The sequence below is a fragment of the Aeromonas media genome, assembly GCF_020423125.1.
Lineage (GTDB): Bacteria > Pseudomonadota > Gammaproteobacteria > Enterobacterales > Aeromonadaceae > Aeromonas > Aeromonas media.
In genome coordinates this window covers 3,397,119-3,418,064 of sequence record NZ_CP075564.1, presented here as the reverse complement: position 1 = coordinate 3,418,064, position 20,946 = coordinate 3,397,119, and the positions used below count along the sequence as shown (strand labels likewise).

19 protein-coding genes and 2 pseudogenes are annotated in these 20,946 nt (G+C 57.6%); 19 read left to right on the top strand and 2 right to left on the bottom strand.

Features of this window, described 5'->3' with window-relative positions:
• The first annotated feature begins 61 nt into the window (after positions 1–61).
• The 10 genes from KI797_RS15690 (at position 62) to KI797_RS15645 (ending at position 8,241) form a co-directional block, all read left to right on the top strand.
• A complete protein-coding gene (locus KI797_RS15690; protein ID WP_005332532.1) occupies positions 62–430 on the top strand; it encodes an ArsR/SmtB family transcription factor in 369 nt (122 codons plus the stop codon).
• A 75-nt stretch (positions 431–505) separates the two neighbouring features.
• Entirely contained in the window at positions 506–1,003 is a 498-nt protein-coding gene (locus tag KI797_RS15685; RefSeq protein WP_226169991.1) for a phosphatase domain-containing protein, read from the top strand.
• 10 nt (positions 1,004–1,013) lie between these two features.
• Positions 1,014–2,030: an ArsJ-associated glyceraldehyde-3-phosphate dehydrogenase gene (locus KI797_RS15680; protein WP_005332536.1), complete on the top strand. Its 1,017-nt coding sequence runs from the start codon at positions 1,014–1,016 to the stop codon at positions 2,028–2,030.
• 7 nt (positions 2,031–2,037) lie between these two features.
• On the top strand, positions 2,038–3,279 hold the full coding sequence (arsJ, locus tag KI797_RS15675) for an organoarsenical effux MFS transporter ArsJ (RefSeq protein WP_226169989.1): 1,242 nt from the start codon (positions 2,038–2,040) through the stop codon (positions 3,277–3,279).
• Positions 3,279–4,355, top strand: a complete 1,077-nt coding sequence (gene arsB, locus KI797_RS15670) for an ACR3 family arsenite efflux transporter (RefSeq protein WP_226169987.1) — start codon at positions 3,279–3,281, stop codon at positions 4,353–4,355. Before arsJ ends, arsB begins: the two co-directional genes overlap by 1 nt.
• Positions 4,352–4,783, top strand: coding sequence for a glutaredoxin-dependent arsenate reductase (gene arsC, locus KI797_RS15665; protein ID WP_226169986.1), 432 nt, complete (start codon positions 4,352–4,354; stop codon positions 4,781–4,783). The genes arsB and arsC overlap by 4 nt, the downstream gene beginning before the upstream one ends.
• The gene (locus KI797_RS15660; protein WP_226169984.1) at positions 4,780–5,328 is read left to right on the top strand and encodes a sigma-70 family RNA polymerase sigma factor; all 549 of its coding nucleotides are present in this window, start codon (positions 4,780–4,782) and stop codon (positions 5,326–5,328) included. Before arsC ends, KI797_RS15660 begins: the two co-directional genes overlap by 4 nt.
• Positions 5,329–5,438: 110 nt before the next feature.
• Entirely contained in the window at positions 5,439–6,878 is a 1,440-nt protein-coding gene (locus tag KI797_RS15655; protein ID WP_226169982.1) for a glutathione synthetase, read from the top strand.
• A 72-nt stretch (positions 6,879–6,950) separates the two neighbouring features.
• Positions 6,951–7,994: a permease gene (locus KI797_RS15650; RefSeq protein WP_226169980.1), complete on the top strand. Its 1,044-nt coding sequence runs from the start codon at positions 6,951–6,953 to the stop codon at positions 7,992–7,994.
• A gap of 13 nt (positions 7,995–8,007) precedes the next feature.
• Complete coding sequence (locus tag KI797_RS15645; protein WP_005332560.1) at positions 8,008–8,241, top strand: thioredoxin family protein; 234 nt, start codon at positions 8,008–8,010, stop codon at positions 8,239–8,241.
• A gap of 548 nt (positions 8,242–8,789) precedes the next feature.
• Here the strand turns inward: KI797_RS15645 and KI797_RS15640 are convergent.
• Positions 8,790–10,280: pseudogene (locus KI797_RS15640) on the bottom strand (SulP family inorganic anion transporter).
• Between the two features lie 575 nt (positions 10,281–10,855).
• Here KI797_RS15640 and KI797_RS15635 point away from each other — a divergent pair.
• The 9 genes and pseudogenes from KI797_RS15635 (at position 10,856) to KI797_RS15600 (ending at position 20,330) form a co-directional block, all read left to right on the top strand.
• The gene (locus KI797_RS15635; RefSeq protein ID WP_226169978.1) at positions 10,856–11,623 is read left to right on the top strand and encodes a LuxR family transcriptional regulator; all 768 of its coding nucleotides are present in this window, start codon (positions 10,856–10,858) and stop codon (positions 11,621–11,623) included.
• Between the two features lie 231 nt (positions 11,624–11,854).
• Positions 11,855–12,373: a type VI secretion system effector Hcp1 gene (gene hcp1, locus KI797_RS15630; RefSeq protein WP_005332563.1), complete on the top strand. Its 519-nt coding sequence runs from the start codon at positions 11,855–11,857 to the stop codon at positions 12,371–12,373.
• Between the two features lie 465 nt (positions 12,374–12,838).
• Positions 12,839–14,845, top strand: a pseudogene (locus KI797_RS15625) (type VI secretion system Vgr family protein); the annotation flags it as partial.
• Positions 14,822–15,625, top strand: coding sequence for an ADP-ribosyltransferase (locus tag KI797_RS21055; protein WP_317842681.1), 804 nt, complete (start codon positions 14,822–14,824; stop codon positions 15,623–15,625). The pseudogene KI797_RS15625 and the gene KI797_RS21055, both read left to right, overlap by 24 nt.
• A complete protein-coding gene (locus KI797_RS15620) occupies positions 15,622–16,422 on the top strand; it encodes a DUF4123 domain-containing protein (protein WP_226169975.1) in 801 nt (266 codons plus the stop codon). Before KI797_RS21055 ends, KI797_RS15620 begins: the two co-directional genes overlap by 4 nt.
• Complete coding sequence (locus KI797_RS15615; protein WP_319003223.1) at positions 16,422–17,828, top strand: phospholipase effector Tle1 domain-containing protein; 1,407 nt, start codon at positions 16,422–16,424, stop codon at positions 17,826–17,828. The genes KI797_RS15620 and KI797_RS15615 overlap by 1 nt, the downstream gene beginning before the upstream one ends.
• 45 nt (positions 17,829–17,873) lie before the next feature.
• Positions 17,874–18,854 carry an IS5-like element IS5 family transposase gene (locus KI797_RS15610; RefSeq protein WP_026141181.1) on the top strand — a complete coding sequence of 327 codons (981 nt, stop codon included), beginning with the start codon at positions 17,874–17,876 and terminating at the stop codon, positions 18,852–18,854.
• A 157-nt stretch (positions 18,855–19,011) separates the two neighbouring features.
• A complete protein-coding gene (locus KI797_RS15605; protein ID WP_226169974.1) occupies positions 19,012–19,617 on the top strand; it encodes a hypothetical protein in 606 nt (201 codons plus the stop codon).
• Between the two features lie 17 nt (positions 19,618–19,634).
• Positions 19,635–20,330: a DUF2931 family protein gene (locus KI797_RS15600; RefSeq protein WP_226173136.1), complete on the top strand. Its 696-nt coding sequence runs from the start codon at positions 19,635–19,637 to the stop codon at positions 20,328–20,330.
• Between the two features lie 29 nt (positions 20,331–20,359).
• Here the strand turns inward: KI797_RS15600 and KI797_RS15595 are convergent, their stop codons facing one another.
• The gene (locus tag KI797_RS15595) at positions 20,360–20,920 is read right to left on the bottom strand and encodes a DJ-1 family glyoxalase III (protein WP_226169973.1); all 561 of its coding nucleotides are present in this window, start codon (positions 20,918–20,920) and stop codon (positions 20,360–20,362) included.
• Positions 20,921–20,946: the final 26 nt, after the last annotated feature.

Here is a 20,946-nt window from a genome sequence, read left to right as displayed (position 1 = left end):
GTTGATCATTTCAATGTTTCTTGTATAGTTGAAGTTATGAAATGTATTAAGGGGAAGTTCCATGAACAAAGAGATCGCTACCAAGGTATTCGAGTCCCTCGCATCCGGCATTCGTCTCGATGTATGGCGTCTGCTGGTCAAGGCCGGACTGGAAGGGCAGGTGGCCGGCCAGCTGGCCAGCGAGCTCGACATTGCCCCGAACACTCTCTCGTTTCACCTCAAGGCCATGCTGCATGCGGGCCTGCTCTCGGTGGAGCAGGAGGGACGCTTTTTGCGCTATCGTGCCAACATTCCCCTGATGCTGAGCCTTATCGGCTACCTCACCGAGGAGTGCTGTGCAGGTCATCCGGAGGCTTGCGGTCTGGTGGATGGTCGTCCCCAGACCGTCAGTGGTCAGCCTCGCTCGTCCTGCTGCGACGAGACCTACTGACACCTGCCCGGTATCGCCGAGAGGCGAGTCCCGCTTTCACCCTCATCCTGACGAGACATGGAGCTGCTGTTTATCATGCATCCCTTTGACATCCTGAACCTGGATAATGGCGCCCGCCTTATCTTCACCCCCTGTCCTGGCACCAAGGAGGCTTCCTTGCTGGACTCCCTCAAGACCCTGCAAGCCGCCAGAGCGGATGCCGTGATCACCCTGATGCCGGGGGCCGAGCTGGCGCACTTCAATGCCGATGCCTTGCCCGCCGAGTGTGAGGCGTTGGGTCTGGCCTGGTTCCAGCTGCCGGTGGAGGACGATTGTGCCCCCGAAGCGCTGTTCACCGAAGCCTTTGCCAACCACAAGGCGGAGCTGCTGGCGCGTCTGGCGGCAGGTCAGACCCTGGCCATTCATTGCCGTGGCGGCTCGGGACGTACCGGGCTGATGGCGGCCATCCTGCTGCTGGAGGCAGGCTATGCCCCCACTCAGGTCAAGTCGATGGTGCAAGGGCTGCGCCCCAAGGCGCTGACATTGGCAGCGCACGTCGACTATCTCAACAGCCACCACTCATTCGCCAGTTAAGGAAAACAACATGACCATCAAAGTGGGCATCAACGGCTTTGGCCGCATGGGCCGCCTCTCGTTTCGCGCCGCCTTCGACTGGGCGGATGTGGAGTTTGTGCGCATCAATGACCCGGCTGGGGATGCCGCCTCCCTGGCACACCTCATCACCTTCGATTCCGTCCATGGCCGCTGGCATCATGAAGCCGGTAGCGATGGGGACCAGATGGTGATCGGCAATCATCGCATCCCCTGCACTCGCAACAAGGAGATCGGTCAGACTGACTGGTCTGGTTGTGATGTGGTGATCGAGGCCTCCGGCAAGATGAAAACCAAGGCGCTGCTCGATGCTTATCTGGCGCAAGGGGTGAAGCGGGTCGTGGTCACGGCACCGGTCAAGGAGGAGGGGGTGCTCAATGTGGTGATGGGGATCAACCACCATCTTTATGACAAGGCGCAGCACCCCATAGTGACGGCGGCCTCCTGCACCACCAACTGCCTGGCGCCCGTGGTGAAGGTGATCCACGAGCAGCTCGGCATCAAGCACGGCTCCATGACCACCATTCACGACATCACCAACACCCAGACCATTCTGGATGCGCCCCATGCTGATCTGCGCCGTGCCCGCGCCTGCGGCCTGAGCCTGATCCCCACCACAACGGGGTCTGCCACCGCCATCACCCACATCTTCCCCGAGCTCAAGGGCAAGCTGAATGGTCATGCGGTGCGGGTGCCGCTCGCCAACGCCTCCCTCACCGACTGCGTGTTCGAGGTGAACCGCCCCACCACCGAAGCCGAGGTCAATGGCCTGCTCAAGGCTGCCGCCATGAATGAACTCAAGGGGATCATGGGCTATGAGGAGCGTCCCCTGGTGTCGGTGGATTACAAGACGGATCCGCGCTCCTGCACCATAGATGCACTCTCCACCATGGTGGTGGGCGGCACTCAGGTGAAGATCTACGCCTGGTATGACAACGAGTGGGGCTATGCCAACCGCACCGCCGAGCTGATGCGCATGGTCGGTCAAATGGACAAGGCGCAAGGATAACCCGGCCATGGCACTGACCCGACTCTCCCCAGAGATCCGCCAGTATCTGCTGGTGACCGGCAACTACTGGGCCTTTACCCTGACCGACGGCGCCCTGCGCATGCTGGTGGTGCTCTACTTCCACGGGCTGGGTTACAGCCCCTTGGCCATCGCCTCCCTGTTCCTCTTCTACGAGATCTTCGGGGTGGTGACCAATCTGGTGGGGGGCTGGCTCGGGGCTCGTCTCGGGCTCAACCGCACCATGAACATCGGCCTAGCTCTCCAGGTGCTGGCGCTTGGCATGTTGCTGGCACCGTCGCTCTGGCTGACGGTGCCCTGGGTGATGGGTGCCCAGGCGCTCTCCGGGATTGCCAAGGATCTCAACAAGATGAGCGCCAAGAGCTCCATCAAGTTGCTGGTGCCGGGGGAGGCGCAGGGTCAGCTCTACCAGTGGGTAGCACTGCTGACCGGTTCGAAGAATGCCCTGAAAGGGATGGGCTTCTTCCTCGGTGGCGCCCTGCTGACCCTGATCGGGTTTCAGGGGGCCGTGCTGGTCATGGCACTGGCGTTGGCACTGGTCTGGTGCATCAGCATGCTGACCCTGAAACGGGATCTGGGCAAGGCCAAGAACAAGCCCAAGTTCAGGGAGATCTTCTCCAAGAGCCGGGCCATCAATTACCTCTCCGCCGCCCGTCTGTTCCTGTTCGGTGCCCGCGATGTCTGGTTTGTGGTGGCGCTGCCTGTCTACCTCGCCTCCAGCCTTGGCTGGGATAACGGCTATGTGGGGAGCTTCCTTGCGCTTTGGATCATCGCCTACGGCGTGGTGCAGACCCAGGCCCCCCGCTTTACCGGCAAACGCGAGGGGCGGGTGCCCGATGGCAAGGTGGCCATGGGCTGGGCGCTGGTATTGGCCTTGACCCCGGCCCTGATTGCCCTGGCGCTCCATTTCGATCTGCATCCGGCCATCAGCCTGGTGGGCGGTTTGATGGTGTTCGGTGCCCTGTTTGCCATCAACTCCTCCCTGCACAGCTACCTCATCGTCAGCTATGCCGGAGCTGACGGGGTGTCGCTCGATGTGGGCTTCTATTACATGGCCAATGCCCTGGGCCGCCTGCTCGGCACCCTGCTCTCCGGGCTGGTGTTCCAGCTCCATGGTCTCGAGGCCTGCCTCTGGCTCTCCACCCTCTTCATTCTGTTGGCGGCGCTGATCTCCCTCGGTTTGCCCCGCCATCAGCCGCCCGTTTCATCCCACTCTCATGGAGTCTCTTGATGAGTACAACCGCCTGTTCTGACCTGCCCGTCAGCAAAAAAATGAGTTTTCTCGATCGCAACCTCACCCTCTGGATCTTCGTCGCCATGGGCATCGGGGTGGGCATTGGCTATCTGTTCCCCCAGGTGGCCCAGTGGAACGAGGCGATGTCGGTTGGCACCACCAACGTGCCGCTCGCCATCGGCCTCATCCTGATGATGTATCCGCCGCTCGCCAAGGTGAATTACGCCACCATGGGCACCATGACTCGCGACCGCCGAGCCATCACCCTCTCCCTGGTGATGAACTGGTTGGTTGGCCCCATATTGATGTTCGTGATTGCCCTGGTGTTTTTGCATGATCAACCGGGTTACATGGTGGGTCTCATCCTGATCGGCCTGGCGCGCTGCATCGCCATGGTGCTGGTGTGGAACGATCTCGGCGGTGGCAGCAAGGAGTACGGTGCGGGCCTGGTGGCCCTCAACAGCGCGTTTCAGATCCTCACCTACAGCTTCCTGGCCTGGCTGTTCATTACCGTGCTGCCGCCGCTGTTCGGCCTGCAGGGCTTCGCAGTGGACATCACCATGCTGGATATCGCGCAGAGCGTGTTGATTTATCTCGGCATTCCCTTCCTGGCAGGCTTCTTGAGCCGTCACTATCTGGTCAAGGCAAAAGGGGAGAAGTGGTACACCGAGCGCTTCATTCCGGCCATCTCCCCCATCACGCTGATCGCCCTGCTGGCCACCATAGTGCTGATGTTCAGTCTCAAGGGGGAGATGATCGTCGAGCTGCCCATGGATGTGCTGCGGGTCGCCGTGCCCCTGGTGGTCTATTTCGTGCTCATGTTCTTCACCAGCTTCCTGGTGGGCAAGAAGCTGGGTATTCCCTATGACAAGAACGCCTCCATCGCCTTTACTGCGACCGGCAACAACTTCGAGCTGGCCATCGCGGTCTCCATCGCCGTGTTTGGCTTGAGTTCGGATCAGGCCTTCGCCGGCGTCATCGGCCCCTTGGTAGAGGTGCCCGTGCTGATCGGTCTGGTCAACGTGGCCCTGCGCATGAAGCGCCACTATAGCAAAGCGGAGGTGCAGGCATGAGTGACAATGCTATTACCATCTACCACAACCCGGCCTGCGGCACGTCGCGCAACACGCTGGCGCTGATCCGCAACTCAGGCGTTGAGCCGGCCATTATCCACTATCTGGAGACACCGCCGAACCGTGAGACCCTGGTGGCCTTGATTGCGGCCATGGATATACCGGTGCGGGACCTGCTGCGCAAGAATGTGCCGCCTTTTGAAGAGTTAGGGCTGGCCGAGGAGAGGTTCAGCGATGATGACTTGATCGACGCCATGCTGGCGCATCCCATCCTGATCAACCGGCCCATCGTGGTGACGCCGCTGGGCACCAGGTTGTGCCGTCCATCAGAAGTGGTGCTGGACATCCTGCCGAGCCCGCAGCAAGGGGCCTTCACCAAGGAGGATGGGGAGCCGGTGGTGGATGCACAAGGAAAACGCATCAAGTGAGTCAGCCAACCGGTGCGCCACCTTGCCTGATGACGGCATGGCAACAGCATGAACATGAGCTCTATGGGTGGCTGCTCAAGCAATCTGGCAGCCCGATGGATGCAGATGATCTGCTGCAAGAGACCTTCTTGCGGGCAATCCGCCAGCAGAGCAAGTTCTGCGCCATCGAGAATGCCAGGGCCTGGCTGTTTGAAGTCGCCAGACATCTGGTGATCGATAACAGCCGCAGGCAGCGGACCTGGTTGCCATTGCACGACGATTTGGCGATGGCGCAAGGTGAGCTCGATGCGGTGGATTCGCTTGCTTCCTGTCTGCCGAGGGTGCTGGAGAGAATGGCGCAGAGTGACAGGGAGATCCTGAGACACTGTGATCTGGAGGGGATGAAGCAGGCGGACTTTGCTGTCAGGCATGGTTTGACCCAGGCTGCCACCAAGTCCCGTTTGCTGCGGGCCAGGGAACGCTTGCGTCAGCAGCTTTCTCTGGACTGTCAGGTCAGGCTGGATGAGACCGGTCGAGTCTGTTGCTTCACCCCGGTGGTGAAGTGAATCCCCCAGAACCTCCAGACACGCTGTTGCTGATGGAGATAGACCGATCGCCATGGGATATGCGTGCTGCAACCCGGTTTTGAGGGTAGTGAGTCAACAATCAGGAACATATGATGAGTTCTCTTGATATCCAGAAAGTCAGAGATGATGCGATAGAGTGGGCATTGACTCACGGCGTGGCCTTCAAGGAGTCGCTGTATTCTGCCGTGCATACCCCGTTTACCCTGACGCCGACACCGATCAGCCGGGGAGACTACCAGCATTTGAAAGGCGTGGCGCAGACCTTGAGCAAGCTGATCTATGCCGTCTCTGAGGATCATGGTTTTTTATACGACGCCATTCATCCCATCGCGGCGGGAGATCCCTTCTTCTCAGCCCTGCTCAGCATGCATCAACACATACATTCATCACCCGGCAGCGCGCCCAGGCTGCCCTTGCTCATCATGCGCAGCGATTTTATGGACGATAGGCGCAATGGCCACCAGCTGGTCGAGTTCAATGGCATTGCCGCTGGCATGGGACCATTTGGCCAGCGGATCCATGAGCTGCACCGCTATCTACGACGGCAATGGCCTGCCATCTCTATCCAGGAGTCGCATCAGACAGTGGCTGAGCTTGTCTGCAATCACGCCATTGAAGGGTTGTCAGCAGGCATTGCCGAGGCCACGTTCAAGATTAAGCGCGAGTTTGGCGACCCCGGCCCGGCCAGGTTTCTGATGATTGTGCAGGAACATGAAAACAATGTGTTTGATCAACATCTGCTTGAGCTTGCTCTCCAGCAGAGAGGGATAGAGACACAGCGCAGAACCTTTCGCGAACTGCATAATCAACTGAGCACGGGCGCCAACGACAGGCTGATCCTCAATGGGATCGGTCCACTCGATACCGTCTACCTGCGTGCCGGATACCAGTATTCTGATTATGAGGCTGCCGACCTCAACGAGCAAAGATGTTGCCAGGCGTTGATGGCGACCCGTGTGTTGATTGAACGACACAGAGTCGCCGTCAATGCCACTGTCGCCCAGCAGTTGGCGACCAGCAAGCGAGTACAAATGCTGCTGTCCTGCCTGGAAGAAGATGGATTGGTCGCATTTGGCTTGACCCCGCAAGAGGCCGACACCGTGAGACATCGGCTGGGTGAGATGCACCCTGTGACCCCCGATAGCATCCAGGTTGTAAAAGCGGCGCCCTCCGATAGCTGGGTACTTAAAAACCAGGGAGAAGGGGGTGGGCATTGTCTGTTTGGGGCGGACATTCAGGTAAAACTGGCAACGCTTGACCCACTCCAATATCAGGCCTGGTCGTTGATGCGCCGTTTGCATCCTGTCCCCAGAGCGATGCCAGCTTGGGTAGTGCGCAAAGGGGAGCTGCATCGGGTGACGGATTTGATCAGCGAACTGGGGATGTTCACCGTTCAGAACGATGGTAATCCAGCCAGTGCGGAGCAGAGCTTTGCGGGATATCTGATCCGTAGCAAATCGGCCGAATCGACAGAAGGGGGCGTTCATAGCGGGCAAGGTGTCCTTGACTCGCTGGTATTCAGTGATTGAGGGAGGGGGGCGCAAACCATGAGATCGCGGCGCTAGCAAGAAAAACGAAAAATATGAGCATCCTTTGGTGACATGCAACGTCTTCTGGATATCACCGATGTTGATGGAGCCACTATGTTCCAGATTTTCACCGACCTCGCCAGTTGGCTGGTCTACCAGCAGCTTGGCTTGAGCCCGCAAACCAGACTGGGGGATGCACTGCATTTCTTCGTGGAGGACGTGAGCAAGATCTTTGCGCTGCTGCTGGTCATGATCTACATCGTGGCCATGCTGCGGGCCTCCCTGAAGGTCGAACGGGTGAGGGACTATCTGGCGGGCAAGCACAGGGGGTTGGGTTATTTACTGGGCTCCGGCTTTGGTGCCATTACCCCCTTCTGCTCCTGTTCGAGTATCCCGGTGTTCCTGGGCTTTACCTCGGCAGGTATCCCGCTCGGGATCACCATGGCTTTCCTCATCACCTCACCGCTTATCAACGAAGTGGCCGTCCTGTTGCTGGTCAGCCTGCTTGGCTGGAAGTTCACCCTGATTTACGTGGTGGTCGGCATGGCGGTTGGCATGTTGGGAGGTGCCTTTCTGGACAAGATCAAGGCCGAGCGCTGGCTGGCCGATTTTGCCGCAGAGGCTCTCAAGCAGGGGCGGCATGACCACAATAAGGTGATCCAGCCAGATACGATGGCGCCGCCCCTATCGCTGTTGGAGCGTCATGCCTTCGCCAAGTCAGAAACCCTCACCATCTTCAAGCGTGTCTGGCTCTGGGTCATTGTCGGGGTGGGGCTCGGCGCAGCACTCCATGGCTTTGTTCCTGAGGGCTGGATTGCCTCACACCTTGGTGCAGGCCAATGGTGGTCAGTGCCTGCGGCGGTTTTAATCGGCATCCCCCTCTACTCCAATGCCACCGGGGTGATCCCAGTGATGGAGAGTCTGATCGTGAGTGGCTTGCCCATCGGCACGACACTGGCGTTTTGCATGAGCACGGTGGCTGCCAGTTTTCCCGAGTTTATTTTGCTTAAACAAGTGATGAAGTGGCAGCTGCTGGGCACCCTGCTGCTGGTGCTGCTGGTTTCCTTCACGCTGGTTGGGTGGGTTCTGAATGTCGTGTCGCCGTTAATGTCTTGATGAGGAGTGTGAGATGAAACAGGTCAAAGTGCTGGGCATGGGTTGTGCCAACTGCAAGAACACGGTGCAACTCATTCAGCAGGTCGTGGATGAGCTAGGGATCTCTATCCAGCTTGAGAAGGTGGAGTCATTGCCCGAGATCATGAAGTACAAGGTAATGTCGACGCCGGCAGTCGTCATCGATGACAAGGTGGTCCACGCCGGAGGGATCCCATCCAGAGAGGCGGTGCTAAGCTGGTTCGGATGAATACAGGGGCGGGTTGACCCGCCCCCGGTTGCCTATCTCAGCAAGAGCACCGCGGTACTGGTGGTTTTCAGTATCCCCGTGGTGGTGCTGCCCACGATAAATTGTCTGCTACCTGAATGGTCATAAGCCCATCACGATAAGATTGTTCCCTACCTCGATGGCATGCCGGCTGAGCACGGCGGCGACGTCTCCTGGCGCAACCGGGTATCGACCTCGAACGCTGCACTCTTCAGCACCTGGCTGACCTGCGCTAGCTGGCGTTCATGCTCATCACTCTGCGTACCGTCCATCGCCAGATCTCGCAGCAACCCCTTGAGCCGCGGACTGCTCGCCTTGGGCGCTCTTGAACAGGTGCTCGCGGTTGCCAAGACCTGTGCTGGGGGAGAGAGCGGCTGATCCCTCAACGCATTTTTCTCCACTATGTGCAGCAGGGGGATGGGCAACTCCGTGTTGGCAGAGGCTCATGCGACGGCATCGCACACCGCCGTTATGACGGGGAGCCATCGATACAGGCAGCAATGTTTGTCAGGATGGATTCGTTTTCGTGATCAGTGGCCAGCCAGCAGTTTTTCCACTTTCTCCGGTTTGTCGTGCACCCCGAAGCGATCGACTATGGTGGCACTGGCCTCGTTCAGGCCGAGGATCTCCACCTCAGTCCCCTCGCGGCGGAACTTGGTGACCACCTTGTCCAGCGCAGTGACGGCGGTGATGTCCCAGAAATGGGCATGGGTGAGATCGATCACCACCTTCTCCACCACCTCCTTGAAGTCGAAGCCGGCAAAGAATTGCTCGGCACTGGCGAAGAATACCTGGCCCCGAACCTGATAGGTGCGTACCGCGCCGCTGCGCTCGCTGTCGCTCTTGACCAGCATGAAGCGGGCGACCTTGTTGGCGAAGAACAGGGAGGCGAGCAGTACCCCGACAAAGACCCCGAGCGCCAGGTTATGGGTAGCGACCACCACGGCGACGGTGGCCACCATCACGATGCTGGTGGAAATAGGGTGGGTCTTCAGGTTGCGCACTGACTCCCAGGAGAACGTTCCGATAGAGACCATGATCATCACGGCCACCAGTGCCGCCATGGGGATCTGGCGGATCCATTCATCCATGAATACCACCATCAGAATGAGCAGTGTGCCCGCCACAAAGGTGGAGAGGCGACCACGACCGCCGGATTTGATGTTGATGATGGACTGACCAATCATGGCGCACCCCGCCATGCCGCCCATCAGGCCCGCGCCTATGTTGGCGAACCCCTGGCCCTTGCACTCGCGGTTGCGATCACTTGGGGTATCGGTCAGATCATCGACGATGGCCGCCGTCATCATGGATTCGAGCAGGCCAACGACAGCCAGACCCGCAGAGTAGGGGAAAATGATGGCCAGGGTTTCCAGATTGAGAAGCACCTCGGGCCACAGGAAGATGGGCAGGGTATCAGGCAGCTCCCCCATGTCGCCCACGGTACGAATATCGATGTCCATGGTGATGGCCACCGCCGTCAGGATGACGATGCACAGCAGCGGGGAGGGCACCAGCTTGCCCACCACGGGGATTAGTGGGAACAGATAGATGATGCCAAGGCCTGCTGCGGTCATGGCATAGACCTGTCAGGTGACGTTGGTGAGTTCCGGCAACTGGGCCATGAAGATCAGGATGGCCAGTGCGTTGACGAAGCCGGTGACCACGGAGCGGGAGACGAACCGCATCAGGCTGCCGAGCCTGAGGTAACCCGCCGCTATCTGGAAGAGGCCGGTGAGCAGGGTCGCCGCCAGCAAATATTGCAGGCCATGCTCCTTGACCAGGGTCACCATCAGGAGCGCCATGGCGCCGGTCGCGGCGGAGATCATGCCGGGGCGACCCCCTACGAAGGCGATGACCACGGCAATACAGAAGGAGGCATAGAGGCCGACCTTGGGGTCGACTCCGGCGATGATGGAGAAGGCGATGGCCTCCGGGATCAGCGCCAGGGCGACGACGATACCCGACAGCAGATCGCCCCGTATGTTGGAGAACCACTCTTGTCTTGCACGTTCCAGCATGGGGATTTTCTCGCTCGTTGAGGATCCATGACCACTCGTTGCCATAGATCTGGGGTCAGGTGGCATTCTGGCAGGATCGCATTGTTGTATTGGTATGTGAGGGGTGAACAAAAACGCTCCGGTTGGGGTAACCGGAATCAGGCGGCGCAGAGGGTGAGTCAGGGCGGCGTGACGGTCACGCCAGAGCGTAAAACAGGCATAGGGAGCGCATGTTAACAGCCTGGGTGGCGGCATGAAAGCCCGGGGCTTTATTGCAGAAAGATTGCCCGGAAGGTTCAGGCACGCTGGTGATCACGCTCTCTTTTTTAAGCGAGAAATGCTTGTTTTAAGTGCAATCGTCATATGTTCACTATGTAATACATTGTATTTAACTAGTTAAATGCTACCAATGTTTCATTGGTAGCATGTTTCTCTATTGGCGATCCCTGTTCTAAAGGGGCCTGCCATTCAGCCGCCTCATCCGGATGGCTCAAGCATCAGGCCTTTGTGTTGTTTCCACTTGTTGGCATGTTATTCAGCCCCTATTGGGGTTGATGTTGAACAATATCGTCACTGTTTATAAGCAACCTGATTACATGAATACAACCTACGCATTAGACCTCCTCTCCCGGTTTGAGCAGGCCAGCGATGAACGCACCATAGTGGCGTTGTTGCGCCAGCTGTCGGTACAGGCAGGCTTTGACTATTTCCGGCTGGCTCTGCTGTTTCCAAGTTCCATACAGCGCCCGGATGTCATCATTTTCAACGGTTGCCCCCAAGACTGGGTCGATGCCTATACCCAGGCAAATTTCTTTGCCATTGATCCCGTCGTACAGCGTGCCATGGTGCAGAGCACTCCTATCCTGTGGGCGGAGATCATGGCGCAGGGGGCATGTGATGAGCAGAGTCTGACAGTCATGACGCTGGCACAGGAGGCAGGGTTGCGTGACGGCATCACCTTCCCCTGGCATGGCGCCAACGGGCATGTGGGTCTGCTCTCCCTGATCACTCGTGAACCCCACACCGAGCAGGAGTGGTTGGCGGTTGTTCCCTCGCTGAGCTGGCTCTCCATGCATATCTTCGAGGCTGTGGTACGGATCTGTTTGGTGGGGTCATCACCTCACGATGCCCTGAGCCTGCGTGAACTGGAAGTATGCCGTTGGGCTGCGGAGGGCAAGCAGGTGAGTGATATTGCCCAGATCCTGGGGATCACCCCCCGTACGGTGACATTTCATCTGAACAATGTGGTGAGCAAGCTGGGGGCGAGCAGCAAGTGCCAGGCCATCTCTTGGGCACTCAAGCAGGGAGTCGTCCGCTTGAATGTGGAGCTGGCATCCGTTGCCAATGTGGATGAACAGCAGTGATCTCGTCCGCATGGCGCAATGTGTTGCTCAAAAAACGGAATATTGAACTGGTAAGGCAATGATTGGTGGATGAAAACGTTGAAAATCACAAGTTGTTGCGTCGTACATGCTGCGGCATTGTCGTGATGAGATGTTAACTTATTGAAATTGCTCAATTAAAAAGAATGGCATGGTCACTGCTAATGGTTTCGGTCGAGTGTCATTACCGTTCAACCCATCAGGAGCAAACTCATGCCAACTCCATGTTATATCAGCATCGAAGGTAAAACTCAGGGCAACATCACCGCTGGTGCCTTCACCTCCGATTCCGTCGGCAACATCTTCGTGCAGGGTCACGAAGACGAGATGCTGGTCCAAGAGTTCCAGCACGTCGTTACCGTGCCGACCGATCCGCAATCCGGCCAGCCCGCCGGTCAGCGTGTCCACAAGCCGTTCAAGTTCACCGTGGCCCTGAACAAGGCCGTCCCGCTGATGTACAACTCCCTGGCTTCCGGCGAGATGCTGCCGAAAGTGACCCTGAAGTGGTACCGCACCTCGGTGGAGGGCAAGCAGGAACACTTCTTCTCTACCGTGCTGACCGATGCCACCATCGTCGACATCGACTGCCAGATGCCACACTGCCAGGATCCGGCGAAGTCTGACTTCACCCAGCTGATCCAGGTCTCCATGGCCTATCGCAAGATTGACTGGGAACACACAGTGGCCGGCACCTCTGGCGCCGATGACTGGCGTGCCCCCATCGAGGCATAAGCCCCGATTTTTTATCAACGTTATTCCTTTGTAGTGCCCCAGGGTTCTGGCGTCGTCAGTGTCAGCGGTCGCCATACCCGTGCAAGCTTTCTCCGACCCGTTCAACCGGATGTGGTCGGATCTTTTGTGTTTTGCCATATGGCCACAAGGCGGCTTTATGGCAAAACACAACAGAGGCCAGCCGTGATGTGTCCCACTATTGGGTTGCTCGGTGGCATCGGCACCGAGTACGAGGATTTTCATCCCTCCCTGATAGTTGCCGCCAGTCCGGATCTATTCCTGGATGGCAAGCCAGTGGCCTGGCCGGGGGATTCACTGGCCTCCACGACAATCCCCCGTCCGTGCAGCCTCTCGGGAGGAGGTATTGGTCCTGGGTTTTTTGATACCGGGTTGCCAGTCGGGGAGCCGTCATCGGCGGTGTGGTGATAGTTGCAAGCAGCGGACAGGCAGGATAAGGAGTCACTGATGGCAGACAGCACAGGATTACAATTTACCGTCAAGGTGGGGACGCTGCCCGAGAGCACCTTGGTGGTGGTCGAGTTTGCCCTGGACGAGGGGTTGAACCAACCATTCAACCTGCGCCTGGAGCTGGCGAGCAGCCAGCCCGACATCGACTTTGGCGCCGTGCTGGACCAGCCGTGCGAGCTGCTGGTGTGGTACAACGGCGAGCTGCAGCGCCGGGTGTGCGGTGTGGTGAGTGAGTTTGCCCAAGGTGACAGCGGCTTTCGCCGCACCCGCTACACCCTGGAGGTGAAACCGGCGCTGTGGCGGCTATCCCTTCGCCAGAACTCCCGTATCTTCCAGGCGCAAAAGCCCGATGAAATCCTCTCAATTCTCTTGCAAGAGCACGGCATCACCGATTATGCCTTTGCCCTGAAAAACGAGCACGCCCAGCGGGAATACTGCGTCCAGTACCGGGAGACCGACCTCGATTTTGTCAACCGATTGGCCGCAGAAGAAGGCTTGTTCTACTTCCACGAATTCGAGCAAGGCAAGCATCGTATCGTGTTTGCTGATGACGCGGCGGCCCTGACCTCCGGCCCCGCGCTCTTCTTCAACCTCGGCAACCGCTCGCTGGAACAAGGCCCCTATGTGCGCCAGTTTCACTACCGGGAGGCGGTGCGTCCCAGCGACGTGGAGCTCAAAGACTACAGCTTCAAGACCCCGGCCTACGGCCTCTCGCACAAAAAGGTGGGAGCTGAGCTGGAACACCAGCGGAGCACCTATCAGCACTTCGATTTCCCGGGCCGCTACAAGCAAGACCCGAGCGGCAAGGCGTTTGCCCAGCATCGACTCGATGCCCTGCGCAACGACGTCGTCACCGGCAGTGGCAAGTCCAACTGCGCGGCCCTGCTGCCGGGCCAGACTTTCGCTCTCACCGAGCACCCTAACGGCAGCCTGAATACTGATTGGCAAGTGGTGCGCATCAGCCACACCGGCGAACAGCCGCAGGCGCTGGAAGAGGAGGGGGGCAGCGGCCCCACCGTCTATCACAACGAATTCGGGGTGGTGAAAGCGAGCACCACCTGGCGTGCGCGCATCGGCAGCTCCGAGGCCCCTCACAAACCGATGGTTGATGGCCCGCAAATCGCCATGGTGGTCGGCCCCGACGGGGAGGAGATTTACTGCGATGAGCACGGCCGGGTGAAGCTGCAATTCCCGTGGGACCGCTACGGCTCGAGCAACGACCAGAGTTCCTGCTGGGTGCGGGTGAGCCAGGGGTGGGCGGGCGGCCAATACGGCATGATGGCCATCCCACGCATCGGTCACGAGGTCATCGTGAGCTTTCTGGAAGGGGACCCCGACCAGCCCATTGTGACCGGCCGCACCTACCACGCCACCAACCGGCCACCGTACGAGTTGCCGGCTAACAAGACCCGCACCGTGCTGCGTACCGAGACCCACCAGGGCGAGGGCTTCAACGAGCTGCGCTTTGAAGACCAGGCTGGCAAGGAAGAGATTTATATCCACGGTCAGAAAAACCTGAACGTGCTTATCGAGAACGATGCCGCCTGGCACATCAAGCACGACCTGCACACCGATATCGACAATGAGCGGGTGACCCGCATCAAGGCCAACGACCATCTGACGGTGGAGGGTGAGAAGCGCGACCAGATAAAAGCCGACTACTCGCTGACGGTGGATGCCAGCCTGCACCAGAAGCTCGGCCAGTCCCTGCTGGTTGATGCAGGTAGCGAGGTACACCACAAGGCGGGTATGAAAATCGTGATGGAGGCGGGGGCCGAGCTGACGCTCAAAGTGGGCGGCAGCTTTGTGAAGCTGGATGCCGGCGGAGTCACGCTTTCCGGCGGCTCCATCAAGATGAACTCAGGTGGCAGCCCGGGGTCAGGCTCTGGTTGGGGGGGCAAGGCCCCCATTCTGCCAGGCAATGTCGAGGTGCCAGCACCACCACCGGCAACTTTGCCAGTCCCGACCATTCACAAGAGTATGGAGTCCATGGCACCGCTGGCCAAGTTTTGTCCGCTCGCGCCACCACCACCCGCCCCATCCCAGTTTGCCGGGGGGCCACCAGTGCCACCACCCGCGCCACCCCAGCTTGCCGGAGGGCCATCGATGCCACCGCCACCACCACCTGTTGCGGCCAAAGGGGAGGGCAAAAAGCCGGCAAGGAAGTGGGCGACGGTAGAGATATCCAAAGCGGATGAAGCGCTCAGATACTATTCGGCGCAGGGGTACACGCTGCTCAATAACTATTTGCGGGATCGCCCCTATAAGCAGCGAGAGGCCATAGATACCCTGCTTAGTCGCAGCTATTTGAATGATGAGCCGATATCTGCGAGTGAGTTTGACCAGGCAATGAAGGCCTATGTTGCCGATGTGGAGGCTGGTCTGGCGAAATTGCCGGCTTCACCTGATTTGTCTTTCGTCTACCGGGGACTGGCGCTGGACAAGCCGGAGCTTGCAGCCCTGAAAGATCAGTTCACAGGGGTGGGCAATATCGTTGTTGAGTCAGGATTCATGAGTACCTCACCGGACAAGGCCTGGGTCAACGATACCTTGTTGAAGATCCGCCTGCCTGCCGGTCATGGTGGTCGTCTGCTGGGAGACGCAGCGCACTTCAAGGGGGAAGCGGAAATGCTGTTTCCGACGCAGACCAGGCTAAGGGTCGATCGAGTGGTTTCTTCCATGAGCGGTGATTTCGATACCTTGCTCAATACAATTCCAACCTCTGACAATGCATCGGATAACCGCAGCAGGATCAAGCGACTGATCGAGGTATCCGTATTATGACGTTATCTGATTGGCTCGCTGGCGAGCAAGCGGGTGAAATATATGCCGTCATCGATGGAGCGCTAGCGGCGTCAGCCGTGGCAGATTTCTATACCTATGATGGAGAGAATGCCAATCCACTTTTTGCCGGTACCGCTTTCGATGAGCAGTCTGCGTTGGGGCCCTGGTTGCTACCTGCACCTTCCACTGAGTTCATGACTGCCAATCCTGCCCTGAGCGGCTTCTACCTGATCAGCGACCAATCAGTGGAGCTGATCCGCCGCCATTGGCAGAGCCTGATAGAAGCGATACGCGATGGAGAGGCGGTCTGGTTTCGTTTCTCTGACCCACGCATTTTCTTGCCCATGCTCAGCGCCATGACCCCTGATGAACGCGATAGTGTGCTGGGGCCCTGTTCCGGGCTCTGGATCCATGGCAAGGCCTTCTCTCGCACGCCTCATGCCCGGTTCCAACCCGCATTGCAAACCCCCTGGTTTCATATCCGGTCTAATCATCTGGTTGGACTCTACGACGAGAACCGTCATGCCTACATCTTGCGGCGGCGGTTATGGCAGACCATGACGGCTATGATGGAGCGCCATCCTGACCCGGCCGGGACCATTTTAACCGCACTCAAACAGGCCAATCAGGATGGGCTGCAAGAGGATGTGCGCGATGGTGTGGTGGCTGGCGCCTTGGCCTTGCAGGCCAATCTGGCTCTTGAAGAGATACGGGGACCATTGATGCTGACTGACGATGAGCTGGTTCAGGTAGCCAACTGGCTGAACAAACATCACGAATTGACAGGAGTATCCTGATGGCGGCAGATCCCCACTGTATCCCTTGCGAACGTTATGATAACTGGATAGAGGTAGACATTCGCGATGAGCACAATTGCTCGTTCAAGGGGCTCAAGGTCACTGTGACAGACGAAACCGGCAAGTCAGAGATGGTCACCCTGAAAGATGGGCCCACCTTGGTGCGAGGGTTTGCAGTTGGCCCGGTGACAGTAAAAATCGAGACTCCAGCCTGGCTCAAGGCGGCGCAGTCCCGTGAGGCCCTCAAGGAGGGTGAGACCACACAGGTACCCGCCTATACAGACAAGTTACTCGGGCACTGCGACGTCAAACGAGAGCATATCAAGGTGACCACGGGGGACCTCAGCCAGAGTGAACCGCCAACCCCGCTGCCTGAGGCTCACCAGAAGGGCAAGGCTGGCAATGCCCGCTTTTTTACCAAGCATTCCTATGTCATTGAGGTGAAAGGTTATCAAATCAACACTCTGCGGATCGGGGTGTTCTTCGATGGTACTGGGAACAATACCCGCAATGCCCAGGCCGGATTACAAAAGGTTGAGAAGTGGTTGCTGGAGACCTGTTCAGACCCCGCGCAGCGGGAGAAGGAGTTGCGTGGTTGTCAGATGGGACAGAGCCCGGTTGAAGGAAGCTCGGCCAATGATGTGACCAATGTGGGCAAGCTATTCGAGCAATATGACATCGCAGCAGGCCCGTTGGTGGCTCACAGCTATATCTGTGGTATTGGGACTCGTGATCCAATTGCGGGAGACAATGGTCCTGAATATCGCTCTGACGATACCCTAACCCAAGGATTGGATCTCGACTTTGGTGGGGAGAACACATCCATCATTGGCAAAGTGACGCTAGCTTGTACAGATACAATTCTGATGGGTATCCACGATGATCTTCGTGATGTTTTACCAAGTATCGACTGCATCCATCGCATTGAGTTCGATGTATTCGGTTTTAGCCGAGGTGCCGCCGCAGCCCGCCACTTTGTCAATGTGATCGATCAGAAGGCCGATCATCTCTTGGCGCAAGCTATTGCTAGTAACTCAGATATCCGACTCAAGGCTGGGTTTGATTGGGCTAGTCGGGACGATGTTCGCTTTACCTTCGTCGGCCTGTTCGATGCTGTCGTTTCCTCTTTTAACACCAACGTCAATGTTCAGCTCAAAGCTGACTGTGCCAAACGAGTGGTACACATCACTGCACTGGATGAAGTACGTAAACACTTCCCGCTATCGCGCATTACATCGGATTCGGCGGGTACCAGTATCCCGGCACACTTTACTGAGCTAGCCCTACCTGGAGCACACTCGGATATAGGGGGGGGCTATTATAGCCGTTGGAGCTTGGGTAATCCTAATAGCGATCCCGCACTGACTGAGTGCATTGAACTAGGGAAGGTGCGAACAAGTCCCTGATATGAGATCATGTTTGTCATCTGGAGCCATGAAAAAGGGTTCATCATGAGTCATCAGCTCACCTTCGCCGACAGTGAATTCAGCAGTAAGCGCCGTCAGACTAGAAAAGAGATTTTCTTGTCCCGCATGGAGCAGATTCTGCCATGGCAAAACATGGTGGAAGTCATCGAGCCGTTTTATCCCAAGGCTGGTAATGGCCGGCGACCTTATCCGCTGGAAACCATGCTACGCATTCACTGCATGCAGCATTGGTACAACCTGAGCGATGGCGCGATGGAAGATGCTCTGTACGAAATCGCCTCCATCCGTCTGTTTGCCCGGTTATCCCTGGATAGCGCCTTGCCGGACCGCACCACCATCATGAATTTCCGCCACCTGCTGGAGCAGCATCAACTGGCCCGCCAATTGTTCAAGACCATCAATCGCTGGCTGGCCGAAGCAGGCGTCATGATGACTCAAGGCACCTTGGTCGATGCCACCATCATTGAGGCACCCAGCTCGACCAAGAACAAAGAGCAGCAACGCGATCCGCAGATGCATCAGACCAAGAAAGGCAATCAGTGGCACTTTGGCATGAAGGCCCACATTGGTGTCGATGCCAAGAGTGGCCTGACCCACAGCCTAGTCACCACCGCGGCCAACGAGCATGACCTCAATCAGCTGGGTAATCTGCTGCATGGAGAGGAGCAATTTGTCTCAGCCGATGCCGGCTACCAAGGGGCGCCACAGCGCGAGGAGCTGGCCGAGGTGGATGTGGACTGGCTGATCGCCGAGCGCCCCGGCAAGGTAAGAACCTTGAAACAGCATCCACGCAAGAACAAAACGGCCATCAACATCGAATACATGAAAGCCAGCATCCGGGCCAAGGTGGAGCACCCATTTCGCATCATCAAGCGACAGTTCGGCTTCGTGAAAGCCAGATACAAGGGGTTGCTGAAAAACGATAACCAACTGGCGATGTTATTCACGCTGGCCAACCTGTTTCGGGCGGACCAAATGATACGTCAGTGGGAGAGATCTCACTAAAAACTGGGAATAACGCCTTAAATGGCGAAGAAACGGTCTAAATAGGCTGATTCAAGGCATTTACGGGAGAAAAGATCGGCTCAAACTGAAAAAATGAAATGACTGAGTCAGCCGAGAAGAATTTCCCCGCTTATTCGCACCTTCCCTAGAGCGTTTTATGAGTATCGAAAGCGTCAATATACCAGATGCTGCGAGTCGTGCTTATTTTCAGGCCAAGGCTTACGCGGAAGAAAAACGAGCCATGGGATGGGTAGATCGCATTAATCCCAACTTGCCCCGTGGTGCAGTGCCACCACTTGGGGTCATTAGCTTGAAACCTTATTCCTTCCGCCGTCCTGAGGGAAAAAATAGCACTGGTCCAGGCAAGAAATCAGTTTATGTCGAGGTCTTGATGAATCGGGTAGTGGAGGGTGAGTATTCCCGTATCCCGCTGCATATGATGGTAGAAGCAGGTCGAGCCGTAGGAGTACCGTTTAAGGAATGGGATCCCACAGCGAATGATTTACGATTGGATTCTTCAGCTATAAAACTACCTACCGAAGATCTGGAGAAATTGGATCAAATCTTGTCCCATGCAGCAATTAATCAGGGAGTGTCCAAAAATCTGGCCTATCAGCTGTCACCGGATTCCTATAAGGCTCTGCGTCGTGACTATCTGCATCACAGTGCCAGTAGTCAGGGTATAGCTAACCCGGCCAATATCAATAAATACGAATCTACTATCAGCAAAGAGAGACGTGAGCTGATAGGTAATAAGGGGTAATGATGTTCAAGCGATGGATGTGGATCTTGGGCATGCTCTGCCCCTTGCTTGCCTGTGCGACTGAGACACCGATTAAACCCTTTTCTTGGCGCTATGGTACTGGTAGCAATATCGACAAAACGACAAATACCAAGACTGAGTTTTATCGTGGTGGTGAGTTGGTTTATGCCGACCGCTTGGCGGGAGGGGGGGCAGGCGGTTTGCTTGCTGATCGTATCAAAGGACACCGTTATTACTGGGCTGGTGGCGGCGGTTTGCCTACGGACGGCGTCCCCATACCCGACAAAGCCGTGATCGAAATGGTTTCACTCTATGACCGCAAACGTTACCGTATCAAAGTGAATTTACCTGCCGATTTGGAGCAACAGATGCGTCAAGTCTATGCAGTTGAAGGGCGGTATGATCGCCGAAACCGCCTCTATTTCGGTTTGGCTCCCGGTGGTTATTTTGAAGTCGTACTCACCGGAGGGGGACTGCGACTGAGCCCTGATTTGTTGCTTACTCGTGGTATTGCCGAAGAGGTGACGGACGATTGGCGTGATAAAAAGTACCCTATAGGAACAAGCCAATACGTAGTCACCATTCGTAACTTTGACAAAGAATATGGCGAGTTATTCAAGCAATACCCGGTGCCACTCGGCATGGATTGGGCTCCCATCATGGACTCCTACCGTGCCAAGCAGCCCAAAACAGATATAAAACCAGTCAACTAGCTAACCAGTTGTATCCACAATCTTCGCTGTTATGGCAACACCATGGGCTCGGCTACCGCACGGGCGGCTTCGTCACCGCGCAACACCCGCACCAGCTCGAGGGCAAACTCGATGGCGGTGCCCGGGCCCTGGCTGGTGATGAGACGATGGGCATCATCCCGCACCACCCGGGCCGTGCTCAGTTGCGCGGCGGGCAGGCGGGCCTGAAAGCCGGGATGGCAGGTGGCGCTGGCATCCCCCAGCAAGCCGTGATGGTACAGCACCACTGCGGGGGCGGCGCAGATGGCCGCGCGCCAGCGGCCCAGCGCCGCCTGCTCCCTCAGCAGGTCGATGGCGAGCGGCGTATCGCGGATCACCTCGCTGCCGGGCAGGCCACCTGGCACGACGATGAGTTCGAAGTCGCGGGTCGTCAGCTCGTCGAGGTGGCAATCGGCCACGATCTGTACGCCGCGGGAGGCGCAGATCTGACGCGCTCCAGTGGGGCAGCAAGAGGCCAGCACCACCTCTATGCCGCCGCGCACCAGGGTGTCGACGATGGCGACCGTCTCGATCTCCTCCGACCCCGGGGCTACCAAAACCAATGCGGTCATCCTGCACTCCTTAGTCTGCCGCCCGC